This window comes from Pseudomonas synxantha BG33R, from assembly GCF_000263715.2.
GTDB classification, from domain to species: Bacteria; Pseudomonadota; Gammaproteobacteria; order Pseudomonadales; family Pseudomonadaceae; genus Aquipseudomonas; species Aquipseudomonas synxantha_A.
On the sequence record NZ_CM001514.1, the window covers coordinates 5978536 to 5993126 of the forward strand.

At 60.6% G+C, this 14591-nt stretch carries 12 protein-coding genes; 3 read left to right on the forward strand and 9 right to left on the reverse strand.

The window, feature by feature from the left end; genetic code table 11:
- Positions 1-11 precede the first annotated feature (11 nt).
- On the reverse strand, positions 12-953 hold the full coding sequence (locus tag PSEBG33_RS01415; RefSeq protein WP_005792347.1) for an alpha/beta hydrolase: 942 nt from the start codon (positions 951-953) through the stop codon (positions 12-14).
- A 99-nt stretch (positions 954-1052) separates the two neighbouring features.
- Here PSEBG33_RS01415 and PSEBG33_RS01410 point away from each other — a divergent pair, with 99 nt between their 5' ends.
- Both PSEBG33_RS01410 and PSEBG33_RS01405 read left to right on the forward strand, forming a co-directional pair.
- Positions 1053-1628, forward strand: a complete 576-nt coding sequence (locus tag PSEBG33_RS01410) for a DUF6436 domain-containing protein (RefSeq protein WP_005792348.1) — start codon at positions 1053-1055, stop codon at positions 1626-1628.
- A gap of 26 nt (positions 1629-1654) precedes the next feature.
- Positions 1655-4009 (forward strand): penicillin acylase family protein, encoded by a 2355-nt coding sequence (locus PSEBG33_RS01405; RefSeq protein ID WP_005792349.1) that lies wholly within the window; start codon positions 1655-1657, stop codon positions 4007-4009.
- Between the two features lie 10 nt (positions 4010-4019).
- Here the strand turns inward: PSEBG33_RS01405 and PSEBG33_RS01400 are convergent, their stop codons facing one another.
- Positions 4020-4985, reverse strand: coding sequence for a GlxA family transcriptional regulator (locus PSEBG33_RS01400; protein WP_005792350.1), 966 nt, complete (start codon positions 4983-4985; stop codon positions 4020-4022).
- A gap of 239 nt (positions 4986-5224) precedes the next feature.
- Between PSEBG33_RS01400 and PSEBG33_RS01395 the strand changes: the two genes are divergently transcribed.
- Complete coding sequence (locus PSEBG33_RS01395) at positions 5225-5866, forward strand: HD domain-containing protein (protein WP_005792351.1); 642 nt, start codon at positions 5225-5227, stop codon at positions 5864-5866.
- A 70-nt stretch (positions 5867-5936) separates the two neighbouring features.
- Here PSEBG33_RS01395 and PSEBG33_RS01390 read toward each other — a convergent pair whose 3' ends face one another.
- The 7 genes from PSEBG33_RS01390 to PSEBG33_RS01360 all read right to left on the reverse strand — a co-directional run bounded on the left by PSEBG33_RS01390 (position 5937) and on the right by PSEBG33_RS01360 (position 14212).
- Positions 5937-6821, reverse strand: coding sequence for an ABC transporter permease subunit (locus tag PSEBG33_RS01390; protein WP_003195236.1), 885 nt, complete (start codon positions 6819-6821; stop codon positions 5937-5939).
- Complete coding sequence (locus tag PSEBG33_RS01385; RefSeq protein ID WP_005792353.1) at positions 6818-7738, reverse strand: ABC transporter permease subunit; 921 nt, start codon at positions 7736-7738, stop codon at positions 6818-6820. Before PSEBG33_RS01385 ends, PSEBG33_RS01390 begins: the two co-directional genes overlap by 4 nt.
- Positions 7735-8877, reverse strand: a complete 1143-nt coding sequence (locus PSEBG33_RS01380; RefSeq protein WP_005792354.1) for an ABC transporter ATP-binding protein — start codon at positions 8875-8877, stop codon at positions 7735-7737. Before PSEBG33_RS01380 ends, PSEBG33_RS01385 begins: the two co-directional genes overlap by 4 nt.
- A gap of 65 nt (positions 8878-8942) precedes the next feature.
- Entirely contained in the window at positions 8943-10037 is a 1095-nt protein-coding gene (locus PSEBG33_RS01375) for a polyamine ABC transporter substrate-binding protein (RefSeq protein WP_005792355.1), read from the reverse strand.
- Positions 10038-10186: 149 nt separating this feature from the next.
- The gene (locus PSEBG33_RS01370; RefSeq protein WP_032803992.1) at positions 10187-11281 is read right to left on the reverse strand and encodes a polyamine ABC transporter substrate-binding protein; all 1095 of its coding nucleotides are present in this window, start codon (positions 11279-11281) and stop codon (positions 10187-10189) included.
- A gap of 149 nt (positions 11282-11430) precedes the next feature.
- The gene (locus tag PSEBG33_RS01365; protein ID WP_005792357.1) at positions 11431-12795 is read right to left on the reverse strand and encodes an aspartate aminotransferase family protein; all 1365 of its coding nucleotides are present in this window, start codon (positions 12793-12795) and stop codon (positions 11431-11433) included.
- 58 nt (positions 12796-12853) lie between these two features.
- A complete protein-coding gene (locus PSEBG33_RS01360; RefSeq protein WP_003195249.1) occupies positions 12854-14212 on the reverse strand; it encodes a glutamine synthetase family protein in 1359 nt (452 codons plus the stop codon).
- Positions 14213-14591: the final 379 nt, after the last annotated feature.

A 14591-nucleotide genomic window follows, 5' to 3' on the forward strand; every position in this document is an offset into this window, starting at 1 on the left:
TTTAAAATGCGTTAGTTCAGGTGATCGGTGAGGTACTTGAAGTACTCATTACGAATCTCTGGAATCTCATTGGCCAGGTGATGCCTGCCCCGCGGCAGCATCAACACCTCGGGCCGGTCGAACTTACCGCGTAGCACCTGCAAATTGTGTTGCCAATCCACCGTCATATCTTCCTCACCCTGCACGATCACCGGCCGCCGTGGGCTGCGGGGTGCGGCTTCGATGCGTTTGATCCAGCGCGCCAGCGCCCCTACCCAAGCGGTGGGCAATTGGCGCGGCTGCAGTGGGTCGGCTTCAAGGAACGGTTTGAACGCAGGGTCGTTGGAGTTATCGCTGAAGCGTCGGGCGATGCCTTTGACGAACGGGCGCAGCAGGTAATAGCTGACCTGCGACCATCCCCAGGCACGCGGCCGCACCAGCGGTGAGAGCAGGAAGGTCTTGCCCTGGGCCGGGCTGTCGGCGCCGTGGTTGAGCAAGTGATCCACCACAATGGCGCCGCCGGTGCTTTGCCCGAACAGGTGCCAGGGTTGCGGCAATTGCAGCGCCTTGGCCTCAGCGAACAACGCCTGCACCACGCTCTGGTACACCGCAAACTCATCGATGCTGGCGCGCGGGCCGCTGGACAAGCCGTGGCCCGGCAAGTCGCAGGCGATCACCACAAAGCCCTGGTCCAGCGCCCAATCCACCACATGGCGGTACAACCCCATGTGGTCGTAGAAACCGTGGAACATGAACATCGTTGCCACCGGCGCAGGCGGCCACCACACCTGGGCCACCACTTCAAACTCGCCCACCTCCAGGCGCCCCAACCGGCTCACCGCCGGCACCTTGCGAGCGGCCAGGTCAAGCCCATAGAAACGTTGATAGACCCTTGCCTCGGCGCTAAGCGGTTGCGCGTCCACCAGGGGCCGCAGGCTTTCGCGCAGATGATCAGGGTCAAAGGTGACGGGCATAAAGGCTTCCAGACTGGCGGTGAAGATGAATATCGAGCTGCGATATTCATCTGTCAGGACAAGCATGGCAAGCTACGCGACCTGCGAGGATACCTCTGAATGCGACCGCCCTACCGCAACGCCCTGTTCGCCAGCCTGATCCTGGTTATCTGCGCCGGCGTGCTGTGGGCCGCGTATGACTGGTTCCAGGGCCGCTACCTGCGCGCCTTCAGCGAACACACGGCGGTATTTTCCGGCGACGCGCTGCAACTGCCCGCCGCCCTCAGCGGCCCTGGCCCGATTCGCCTGGTGCACTTCTGGGACCCGGCCTGCCCGTGCAATGTCGGCAACCAGCAACACCTGGGTGAACTGATCGAGCAGTACGAGCCCCAAGGGGTCGAGTTTTACGCCCTGCAAAAAGCCGGTAGCCACGGCACCCTGCCCGACAACCTGCGCCACATGAAAATCCTCGACGCCCTGCCTGGCGCCGATCGGATACCCGCCAGCCCGGCCGTAGGCATCTGGGACCGCACAGGCAAGCTGGCCTATTTCGGCCCCTACAGCGAAGGGCTGACGTGCAATGCCAGCAACAGTTTTATCGAACCCATTCTCAAGGCCCTTGGAACCGGACGCGAAGTGAATGCCACTCACACCCTCGCGGTAGGCTGCTATTGTTCGTGGCCTAAGGATCTGTAGCCCGTCCACTCTGGTAAGGAATGTTCATGAAGCGCGTCTTGCAGATTTTCGCGGTGCTGATTGCGCTGGTCGCCCTCGGCGCCGGTTGGTATGTCTACAGCAAGCAGCCCACGCGTCAGGGCACAGTGCCGCTGGCCCACCTGCAAAGCTCGGTCACGGTGCGCTACGACGACCGTGGCGTACCGCATATCCGTGCCGAGAACGAGGCTGACCTGTACCGCGCCCTGGGCTATGTGCATGCCCAGGACCGGCTGTTCCAGATGGAGGTCATGCGGCGCCTGGCCCGTGGCGAACTGGCCGAAGTGCTGGGGCCCAAACTGCTTGAAACCGACAAGCTGTTTCGCAGCCTGCGCATTCGTGAGCGCGCCTTGAGCTACGCAGAGCACATGGACCCCGATTCAGCGTCGTCCAAAGCCCTGCAAGCCTATCTGGACGGGATCAACCAATATCAGGACAGCCACGCCAGCCCCATGGAGTTCGACGTGCTGGGCATCCCCAAGCGCCGCTTTACCGTCGAGGACAGCATCAGCGTCGCCGGGTACATGGCTTACAGCTTTGCCGCCGCCTTTCGTACCGAGCCGGTGCTGACTTACGTACGCGACCATCTGGGCAGCGACTACCTGAAAGTGTTCGATCTCGACTGGCAACCCAAGGGTGCGCTCAACCTGGCGGCCAGTGACTGGCAAACCCTCGGCGCCATCGCCGCCCTGAGTGAGCAGGCCCTGGCCGACAACGGCCTGCCGCAGTTCGAGGGCAGCAACGCCTGGGCCGTCAGCGGCAGCCATACCAAAAGCGGCAAGCCGTTGCTGGCGGGTGACCCGCATATCCGCTTCTCGGTGCCATCGGTGTGGTACGAGGCGCAGCTGTCGGCGCCAGGCTTTGAGCTGTACGGCTATCACAACGCGCTGGTGCCGGTGGCGTTCCTGGGGCACAACCTGGACTTCGGCTGGAGCCTGACCATGTTCCAGAACGACGACCTTGATCTGGTCGCCGAGAAGGTCAACCCGGACAACCCCAACCAGGTCTGGTATCACGGCCAATGGGTCGACATGACCAGCAGCGAGCAACAGATCCAGGTCAAGGGCCAGGCGCCGGTGACCCTCACGCTGCGCCGTTCGCCCCACGGCCCGATCATCAATGACGTGCTCGGCGAGAACGCGGGCAGCACGCCAATTGCCATGTGGTGGGCGTTCCTGGACACCGAAAACCCGATCCTCGAAGGCTTCTACCAACTCAACCGCGCCGATACCCTGGCCAAGGCACGTGCCGCGGCCGCCAAGGTGTCGGCACCGGGCCTGAACATCATATGGGCCAATGCCAAGGGCGATATCGGCTGGTGGGCGGCAGCGCAGTTGCCGATCCGCCCGGCCGGCGTCAACCCGGCGTTCATCCTCGATGGCAGCACCACCCAGGCCGACAAGTTGGGCTTCTACCCGTTCAGCGCCAACCCCCAGGAAGAGAACCCGGCACGTGGCTATGTGGTCTCCGCCAACGCCCAACCGGTCTCGCCCACCGGCATGGAGATCCCGGGCTATTACAACCTCGCGGACCGTGGCCAGCAGTTGAACGCGCAGTTGAGCGACAACAGCGTGAAGTGGGATGTAAGCAACAGCCAGGCTTTGCAACTGGGCACCACCACCGCCTACGGCCCACGCCTGCTCGCACCGCTGCTGCCGGTGCTGCGCGAAGGGATCAAGGACCCGGCTCAACTCAAGCTGGTGGAACAGCTCGCAAGCTGGAAAGGCGACTACCCGCTGGACTCCACCAGCGCCACGCTGTTCAACCAGTTCCTGTTCAACCTTGCCGATGCGACCTTCCACCCGAAGCTGGGCGATGCACTGTTCAAGACCCTGATCACCACCCGCGTGATCGACGCGGCGTTGCCACGCCTGGCAGCCTCGGCGGACTCACCCTGGTGGGAGGGCAAGCGCGCGGATATCGTCAAGCTCGCCTGGGACAACAGCCTGGCCCACCTCAAGACGACCTTCGGCGACGACCCGGCGCAGTGGCAGTGGGGCAAGGCGCACACCTTGACCCATGGTCATCCGCTAGGCATGCAGAAACCGCTGGATAAGCTCTTCAACGTCGGCCCGTTCGCCGCACCGGGCAGCCACGAAGTGCCGAACAACCAGACCGCCGCGATCGGACCGGCGCCATGGCCGGTGACCTATGGGCCTTCGACACGGCGCCTGATCGACTTCGCCGACCCTGCCCACGCACTGACCATCAACCCAGTGGGGCAAAGCGGCGTACCGTTTGATACTCACTATGGTGATCAGGCGCAAAGCTATATCGAAGGCGGGTATGAGCAGGCGCATTTCAGTGATGAGGAAGTGACAGCCAATACCCGAGGCACCTTGAAATTGTTGCCTGCCAGATAGCTGTCTATCGCTACACCGGCGCCGCAAAGTTAAGCCTGAACTGTTGCGGCGTGACGCCCAGGCGGCGATTGAACACGCTGCGCATGTGCTGGGCGTCGCGAAATCCGCATTGATAGGCCACCGTCTTGAGCGGCGCCTGGCTGCTTTCGAGCATCACCCGCGCCGCATCCACCCGCGCTCTCTCGACAAATTCCGCCGGCGTGATCCGCGCTTCACGGGCGAACACCCGGGAGAAATTGCGCGCACTCATATTGGCCGCCCTGGCCAAATCGGCAATGGTTAAATCCCCGGTCAGGTTGGCCAGCACGTACAACTGCACCAGCGCCACCGCAGAAGTGGCCTCGGCATGGGGTGTGAGAAACGGGCTGAATTGCGATTGCCCGCCCGAGCGTTGAGTGAACACCACCAGGCGCTTGGCCACGCACAGCGCCACTTCCGGGCCGTGATCCTGGGCCAGCAGGTACAGCGAAAGATCGATACCCGCCGTGACCCCGGCCGAGGTGTAGAGGTTGCCGTCCTGCACATAGAGACGGTCGGCCTCGACCTGGGCAGAAGGGCACAGGCGCGCCAGGCTGGCGGCGTCATTCCAGTGGGTAGTGACGGTTTTACCGTCCAGCAGACCGGCGCGGGCCAGCATGAAGGCGCCGTTGCAGATCGAGCCGAAGCGCTGTGCCCTGGCAGCGGCACCGCGCAGCCACTCATCAAACTGAGGGCCGAAATCTTCGAAAGGCAGTTGCGGGCCGCCCGCTACCAGCAACAGGTCGTAGGGCTGCCGGGCTTCGCTGTAGTGTTTGTGCGCCTGCAAGGACAGGCCGTTGGAGGCAGCCATAGAACCGTGACCGAAGCCGATAACCTCCAGTTGGTAGTGATCGTCGGGCGCCAGGAAGCGGTTGGCCTCGCAGAACACATCCATGGGCCCGGTCACGTCCAGTGACTGGACGCCGGGGAAGATCAGGATCGCGACGGTTTTGTGCATGGGAGACCTTTATCTCTGGGCTGACGCAAAACCCTGTGGGAGCTGGCTTGCCTGCGATGCAGACAACTGGGCTCATCAGGTATACCGAGGTGATGCTATCGCAGGCAAGCCACACACACATTAGATCGCGCGCAGCCTTGGCGCGATGTGGCAGCACATTGGCCGAAAACGCGCCCTCGTCTCGATAGCTGCGTCGCCCAAGCGCGAACAGACTGGATGCTTTCCAGAGGAGCACCACCATGAAAACCACCATCGCCGGCATCAAAATCCCCGACAGCGCCTTGGCCAGGGCCACCACTGAATACATCCGCGACATCGAATCCGACCTGCTGTACCACCACTCGCGCCGGGTATTCCTGTTCGGCGCCTTGAGCGGAGAGCGCAAACAACTGGCCTACAACCCGGAGCTGCTGTATGTCGGCGCAATGTTCCACGACCTGGGCCTGGTGGAAGGTCATCGCAGTGACGACCAGCGTTTCGAAGTGGACGGTGCCAATGCCGCCGCCGCGTTCCTCAAGCCTTACGGGCTGAGCGATGACGATATCGAACAAGTGTGGCTGTCCATCGCCCTGCACACCACGCCGGGTGTGCCGCAACACCTGCGCCCCACCGTGGCGCTGGTGACCGCCGGGGTGGAGATGGACGTGCTGGGCATGGACTACGCCGCATTTTCCACGGTGCAGCGCGAAGCGGTGGTGCATGCGCATCCACGCGGTGAAGGGTTCAAGGAGTGCATCATCTGCGCCTTCGCCGACGGCTTGCGCCATCGCCCGCAGACCACGTTTGGCAACGTGAAGACCGATGTGCTGGTGGACCAGGAGCCGGGGTTCAGGCCGATGAATTTTGTGCAGGTGATTCGCACGTCGCCATGGGCTGCATAGTTGACTTGAAATGCAATCAAATGTGGGAGCTGGCAAGCCAGCTCCCACATTTTTTAGCGCATTCCGGCAGTTAGACCGGTGCAGGCGCGCGGCGCTTGTCCGGCTGTTGCCAGCCATCCGCTGCAGCTTCTTCGATGGCTTGCTGGATGGCCTTCTTGCGATGCTCTTCGGCCCGGCGGCTGAAGAACCACACCAGGAAGGTCACCAACGACACCGCCAACAGGATCAGGCTCGCCACCGCGTTGATCTCGGGTTTAACCCCAAGGCGCACCGCCGAGAACACTTCCATCGGCAAGGTGGTGGAACCCGGGCCCGACACAAAGCTGGCCAGTACCAGGTCATCCAGGGACAGCGCAAAGGACATCATGCCGCCCGCCGCCAGCGACGGCGCGATCATCGGGATGGTGATCAGGAAGAACACCTTCCACGGCCTCGCGCCCAAATCCATCGCGGCTTCTTCGATCGACAAATCAAGCTCACGCAAGCGCGCCGACACCACCACCGCCACATACGCCGCACAGAACGTCGTGTGCGCGATCCAGATGGTGACGATGCCACGCTCCTGGGGCCAGCCGATCATCTGCGCCATGGCCACGAACAGCAGCAACAGCGACAGGCCGGTGATCACTTCCGGCATCACCAGCGGCGCCGTCACCAGGCCGCCGAACAGCGTACGGCCCTTGAACTGGCTGATACGCGTGAGCACAAAGGCCGCCAACGTGCCCAGCGCCACCGCGGCCACCGCCGTGTAGCAGGCGATTTCCAGGGAACGGGCCACCGAGCCCATCAATTGGGTGTTGTCCAGCAGGCCCACGTACCACTTGATCGACCAACCGCCCCACACCGTCACCAGCTTGGATTCGTTGAACGAGTAGATCACCAGGATCAACATCGGCAGGTAGATAAACAACAAGCCTGCGACCAGCATGAAGCTGGAGAAACGAAAGCGCTTCATATCTTGCCCTCCAGCTCTTTGGCCTGGCTGCGGTTGAACAGAATGATCGGCACGATCAGGATCGCCAGCATCACCACGGCCAAGGCAGAAGCCACCGGCCAGTCACGGTTGTTGAAGAATTCCTGCCACAACACTTTACCGATCATCAGGGTTTCCGGGCCGCCGAGCAGTTCAGGAATCACGAACTCGCCCACCACCGGGATGAACACCAACATGCAGCCGGCGATGATGCCGTTCTTGGACAGCGGCACGGTGATTTTCCAGAAGCTGTTGAAGGTGCTCGAACCGAGGTCGGAGGCAGCTTCCAGCAGGCTTTGGTCGTGTTTGACCAGGTTGGCGTAAAGCGGCAGGATCATGAACGGCAGGTACGAGTAGACCACGCCGATATACACCGCGATGTTGGTGTTGAGGATCTGCAACGGTTCGCTGATCAGCCCCATGGACATCAGGAAGCCGTTGAGCAAGCCGTTGTTGCTGAGGATGCCCATCCACGCATACACGCGGATCAGGATCGCGGTCCAGGTCGGCATCATGATCAGCAGCACCAGCACGGTCTGCATCTCTTTGCGCGCCGTGGCGATGGCGTAGGCCATCGGGTAGCCGATCAGCAGGCACAGCAGCGTGCTGAAGAACGCCATCTTCAACGAGCCCAGGTAGGCGGCGATGTACAACTCGTCGCCCGCCAACAGGCTGTAGTTGGCCAGGTTCAGCACCACTTGCAGCTTTTGCTCAACGTAGGTGTAGATCTCGGTATAGGGCGGGATCGCCACGTCGGCTTCGGCAAAGCTGATTTTCAATACGATGAAAAACGGCAGTGCGAAAAACAGAAACAGCCAGAGGAATGGAATCCCGATGACCACCTGCTTGCCATTGGGGATTATGCGATCCAAGCGCCGCTTGAATTTCTTCATGTTCATGAGCGAAGTACCACGCCGCTGTCGTCTTCCCACCACACGTAAACCTGATCGCCCCAGGTTGGGCGCTGGCCACGGCGTTCGGCGTTGGCGACGAAGGACTGCACCAGCTTGCCGCTCGGCAACTCCACGTAGAACACCGAGTGGCCGCCCAGGTAGGCAATATCGTGCACCTTGCCGCTGGACCAGTTGTGCTCGCAGGTCGGCATTTCGGTGGTGACCAGCAGTTTTTCCGGGCGAATCGCGTAGGTCACCGACTTGTCTTCCACCGAAGTAGCGATGCCGTAGCCCACGTAGATGTCGCGATCCAGGTCCGGGCACTTGAGCACCGCATGGCCTTCGGCGTCGTCCACCACCTGGGTGTCGAAGATGTTCACGTTGCCGATGAACTCGCACACCAGGCGGCTGGTAGGGGTTTCGTAGATGTCGATCGGGCTGCCGATCTGGGCGATCCAGCCCAGGTGCATGATCGCGATACGCTCGGCCATGGTCATGGCCTCTTCCTGGTCGTGGGTCACCATCACGCACGTCACGCCGACGCGCTCGATGATCTCTACAAGCTCCAGCTGCATCTGCGAGCGCAGCTTCTTGTCCAGAGCGCCCATCGGCTCATCGAGCAGCAAGAGTTTGGGGCGCTTGGCCAGGGAACGGGCCAGGGCTACACGCTGGCGCTGGCCGCCGGACAGCTGGTGCGGCTTGCGCTTGGCGTATTGGCTCATCTGCACCAGCTTGAGCATCTCGGCCACGCGGGCGTCGACTTCGGTCTTGGGGATCTTGTCCTGCTGCAGGCCGAACGCGATGTTCTGCGCCACGGTCATGTGCGGGAACAGCGCATAGGACTGGAACATCATGTTGATCGGCCGCTCGTAGGGCGGCATGTCGGTAATGTCCACGCCGTCCAGATAGATGCGGCCTTCGGTTGGGCGCTCGAAACCTGCGAGCATACGCAGCAAGGTGGACTTGCCTGAACCCGAACCGCCGAGCAAGGCGAAGATCTCGCCTTTCTTGATTTCCAGGGACACATCGTCCACCGCAATCGTCTCGTCGAACTTCTTCGTGACCCGGTCGATTTTGACCAACACCTTTTTCGGTGTCTGGTCGCCCTCGAGGGCTTTCTTATAGGCGCCGGAGGCAACTGCCATTTACGAAACTCCCAAAAAAAGAGTGCAGCTCGCCCAATACGGGCCAGCCTTGGATAGTTTGAGCCTTACTTGCCCGTCTTGACCTTGGTCCAGCTACGGGTCATTAAACGCTGCACTTTCGGGGGTAGCTCGAAGTTGACGAATGTCCGCTCGAGAACCGCCTGCGGTGGGTAAACCGCTGCGTCGGTGCGTATCGATTGTTCCATCAGCTTGTCCGCCCCGGGGTTAGGGTTGGCGTAACCGACGTAATCACTGACCTGGGCGATCACCTCAGGTTGCAGCAAATAGTTGATGAAGGCATGAGCCTCTTTAACGTTGCTCGCATCCTTGGGGATCGCCAGTACGTCAAACCAGAGGTTGCCGCCTTCCTTGGGAATTGCGTAGGCGATGTTCACGCCCTTGCCCGCCTCGGCCGCGCGGGCCTTGGCCTGGAACACATCACCGGAGAAACCGGCAGCCACGCAGATGTTGCCGTTGGCCAGGTCCGAGATGTATTTGGAGGAGTGGAAGTAAGTCACGTAGGGCCGCACTTTGAGCAGCTTCTCTTCGGCCTTCTTGTAGTCGGCCGGGTTGGTGCTGTTAGGGTCCAGGCCCATGTAGTTGAGCACTGCCGGCAGCATTTCATCGGCCGAATCCATGAACGACACACCGCAGGTGGCGAGCTTCTTCATGTTTTCCGGTTCGAACAACACCGCCCAGGAATCGATATGGTCGACGCCCAGCACTTCCTTGACCTTATCGACGTTGTAGCCAATGCCGTTGGTGCCCCACAGGTACGGCACCGCGTACTGGTTGCCCGGGTCGTTCTTTTCCAGGCGCTTGAGCAGGGCCGGGTCGAGGTTGGCGTAGTTTGTCAGCAGTGACTTGTCGAGCTTCTGGAACGCCCCGGCCTTGATCTGCTTGCCGAGGAAATGGTTGGACGGCACGACCACGTCATAGCCGGTACGCCCGGCGAGCAACTTGCCTTCCAGGGTTTCGTTGGAATCAAACACGTCATACACGGGCTTGATGCCGGTGGCCTTTTCAAAGTTGGCCAGGGTGTCGGGGCCGATGTAGTCCGACCAGTTATAAACATGCACCGTCGATGCGGCCTGCACGCTGACAGCCAGCGTGATACCTGCACCCACCAGCAAGGCTTTGCGAAATAAAGAAATTGGCAAGTGGAGGTCCTCTTAAATAGTTGGGCCCAAAGTTGTTGCCCGGCAACAAAACCGGCGCGCAACTTACCCTCGATAAACCGATCCGGCAAAACTTTCTTTGATCTAATTTGTGGGAGAGGGGCTTACCCCCCTCCCACAGCTGCCAGGGCTTACTTGCCCGACTTGATCTTGGTCCAGCTACGGGTCATTTCACGCTGGGTCGCGGCCGGCAAGTCGGCAATCGCGTAGAGCTTGGCCTGCACGTCCGCCGACGGGTAGATGCCCGGGTCGCTGGTGATGTCTTTATCGACCAGTGCGGTGGCCTTCTCGTTACCGTTCGGGAAACGCACGCTGTTGGTGATCGACGCCATGACTTCGGGCTTGAGCAGGTAGTTCATGAAGGTGTAGGCGGCCTCGACGTTTTCGGCATCCTTAGGGATAGCGACCATGTCGAAGAAGCTGCCGGCGCCTTCTTTCGGAATGTCGTAGGCCACTTTGACTTTGCCACCGGCTTCAGCTGCACGGGACTTGGCTTGCTGAATGTCACCCGAGTAACCCACGGCTACGCAGATATTGCCGTTGGCAAGGTCGGAGATGTACTTGGACGAGTGGAAATAGCCGATTGAAGGACGGATCTTCAAGAACAGGTCTTCAGCCTGCTTGAGATCGGCTTTCTTCTGGCTGTCGGTCGGCAGGCCCAGGTAATGCAGCGCGATTGGCAGCATTTCGGTTGGCGAGTCGAGGAAGCTCACGCCGCAGCTTTTCAGCTTGGCGATGTTTTCCGGCTTCATCAGCACATCCCACGAATCGATCTTGTCCACGCCCAGCGCGGCCTTGACCTTCTCCGGGTTGTAGCCGATGCCGATCGAACCCCACATGTAGGGGAACGCGTGCTTGTTGTCCGGGTCGCTGACCGACACGGCCTTGAGCAGGGATTTGTTCAGGTTGCTGTAGTTAGGCAGCTTGGACGTGTCCAGCTCCTGGTACACGCCGGCCTTGATCTGCTTGGCCAGGAAGTTGTTCGACGGCACGACGATGTCGTAGCCGGACTTGCCTGCCAGCAACTTGGCTTCCAGGGTCTCGTTGCTGTCGAACACGTCGTACACCACCTTGATACCCGACTCTTTTTCAAAGTTGGCGATGGTGTCCGGTGCAATGTAGTCAGACCAGTTGTACACGTGCAGCACTTTATTGTCTGCCTGGGCCGCGCCCGCCATTGCGCCCATCAGGGACAAGGCGAGGAGGGTCTTGCCAGCGTTTTTCAAACCTAATGCCTTCATTGGGTGATGCTCCGATTTTTCTTTTTTGGGCCGCACATTGTTTATGTTTCGGGCCCAGCCAAAGGGCAACAAAACAGGACGACAGTCTGGCAAGTTCAGGGGCCCGCTTTCAACCGGCCCCCGCATTTATCTACTCAGCCCTGCAATGCCGCCAACGTCAGGTCCAGGCAATGACGGGCCTTGGTCACCAGCTCGTCGATTTCTGCCTGGCTGATCACCAGCGGCGGCGAAATGATCATGGTGTCGCCCACGGCGCGCATGATCAGGCCATTCTCGAAGCAGAAGGTTCGGCAGATCATGCCGGCGCCCTTGCCTTCATGACGCTTGCGCGTGGCCTTGTCCTGCACCAGCTCGATCGCACCGAGCATACCCACGCCGCGCACTTCGCCCACCAGCGGGTGGTCAGCCAGCTCCCTCAGACGTTTCTGCAAATACGGTGCCGTTTCGTCGTGTACACGGCTGACGATTTTTTCATCGCGCAGGATACGGATGTTTTCCAGGGCCACAGCCGCGGCGACCGGGTGGCCGGAGTAGGTAAAACCGTGGTTGAAATCGCCCCCTTCGTTGAGCACCGCCACCACTTCGTCGCGCACGATCAGGCCGCCCATGGGCACGTAGCCTGAGGTCAGCCCCTTGGCGATGGTCATCATGTGTGGCTTGAGGTCGTAGAAATCGCTACCGAACCACTCACCGGTACGGCCGAAACCGCAGATCACTTCGTCGGCGACAAACAGGATGTCGTACTTGGCGAGAATTTCCTTGATGCGCGGCCAGTAGGTGGCGGGTGGCACGATCACGCCACCAGCTCCCTGGATCGGCTCGGCGATAAAGGCGCCGACGTTGTCCACGCCCAACTCCAGAATCTTCTCTTCCAGCTGGTTGGCGGCCCAGATCCCGAACTCTTCAGGGCTCATGTCGCCGCCTTCGCCAAACCAGTAGGGTTGAGCGATGTGGGTGATGCCCGGGATAGGCAGGTCGCCCTGCTCATGCATATAGGTCATGCCACCCAGGCTGGCGCCGGCCATGGTAGAACCGTGGTAGCCGTTCTTGCGGGCAATGATGGTTTTCTTGTTCGGCTGGCCCTTGATCGCCCAGTAGTGGCGGACCATGCGCAACATGGTGTCGTTGCCTTCGGAGCCGGAGCCGGTGAAGAACACATGGTTCATGCCGGCGGGCGCGACTTCGGAAATGACTTTGGCCAGTTCAAGCACCGGCGGGTGAGCGGTCTGGAAGAACAGGTTGTAGTACGGCAGCTCTTTCATCTGTTTGGCGGCGGCGTCAGCCAGTTCGTCGCGACCATAGCCGATCGCCACGCACCACAGGCCGGCCATGCCGTCGAGGATCTTGTTGCCTTCGCTGTCCCACAGGTAAACACCGTGGGCTTTGGTGATGATCCTTGGGCCTTTCTCTTTCAATTGCTTGAAATCGCTGAACGGCGCCAGGTGGTGATCATTGCTCAAGGCTTGCCATTCACGGGTTTGCGGGTTGTTGCTGGACATACCAATCTCCTAGACTTTTCAGTGAAGGGCGCGCCGTTTGAAGGACGCGCCCGGCGCATCAGACGGCGAAGAGCAGGAATTCCCGCTCCCACGAACTGATCACGCGCTTGAAGTTTTCATGCTCGGCCCGCTTGACCGCGACGTAGCCTGTGATGAACTTTTGCCCCAGGTATTTCTCGATGGTCTTGCTGTTTTCCATACGCTCAAGGGCATCTTCGATGGTCAACGGCAAGCGCAGGTTGCGGCGCTCGTAACCACGGCCGACTACTGGCGCGCTCGGGTTGTGGCCTTCGACCATGCCGATGTAGCCGCACAGCAGGCTGGCGGCAATCGCCAGGTAGGGGTTGGCATCGGCGCCCGGCAGGCGGTTCTCCACGCGGCGGTTCTGTGGGCCGGCATCCGGTACGCGCAGGCCGACGGTGCGGTTCTCTTCGCCCCACTCCACGTTCACCGGCGCCGAGGTGTCGGGCAGGAAGCGGCGGAACGAGTTCACGTTCGGGGCGAACAGCGGCAGCAATTCAGGTATGAACTTCTGCAGGCCACCAATGTGGTTGAGAAACAGCTGGCTCATGGTCCCATCTTCATTGGAGAAGACGTTCTTGCCGGTGGCGATGTCGATGATGCTCTGGTGCAGGTGCATCGCGCTGCCGGGCTCGCCGGTCATCGGCTTGGCCATGAAGGTGGCAGCCACGTCGTGCTTGAGCGCGGCTTCACGCATGGTGCGCTTGAACACCAGGATCTGGTCGGCCAGGGACAGGGCATCGCCGTGACGGAAGTTGATTTCCATCTGTGCGGTACCGTCTTCGTGGATCAGGGTGTCGAGGTCCAGCTCCTGCAGTTCGCACCAGTCGTAGACGTCTTCGAACAGCGGGTCGAATTCGTTGGCTGCTTCTATAGAGAAAGACTGGCGGCCAGTCTCCGGGCGCCCGGAACGGCCAATCGGCGGTTGCAGCGGAAAGTCCGGGTCTTCGCAACGCTTGGTCAGGTAGAACTCCATCTCCGGCGCCACGATGGGCTGCCAGCCGCGGTCGGAGTAGAGTTTGAGGACTTTCTTGAGCACGTTGCGCGGCGACAGCTCGATCGGGTTGCCTTGCTTGTCGTAGGTGTCGTGGATCACCTGGGCAGTCGGCTCGATGGCCCAGGGCACCAGGAATACCGCGTTCTGGTCGGGGCGGCAGATCATGTCGATGTCGGCCGGGTCGAGCAATTCGTAATAGATGTCGTCCTCGACATAGTCGCCGGTCACGGTCTGCAACAGAACGCTTTCGGGCAGGCGCATGCCTTTTTCGGCGATGAACTTGTTGGTCGGCGAGATCTTGCCCCGGGTAATACCGGTGAGGTCGCCAATCATGCATTCGACTTCTGTGATCTTGTGGTCTTTCAACCAATCGGTGAGCTGGTCGAGGTTGTTACTCATAAATGCCTCTGGGCTGGGTTTCCTGGCATCCGTTAAAAGCCAGGCGTTGGTTGACGCAGCATCCGCGTCGTTTGTTCATTCAGGGTAGGAGCTTACCTGCCATTTGCCCATGGGTTGCATTCCTCACGCCAAAGTTGTGCAGAATCATGATCGGCACGGCGAATATGGGCGGGTGGGTGGCGCAGGCGTTGGCAAAGAGGAGGTCGGACGGGCCGTCAAGAATATTGGCCGGTGCGTGAGCATTCACGCGGGACGAACGGACTGCGCACAATGTGTGGCGCAAGCACGCAGAGACGCCGAATGGCGGCAGGTGAAACATGAAGCACCCCGGTATTATTGCTGTTATGGGTTTGAATCGAGCTTAGCCTTGTTCATTTTT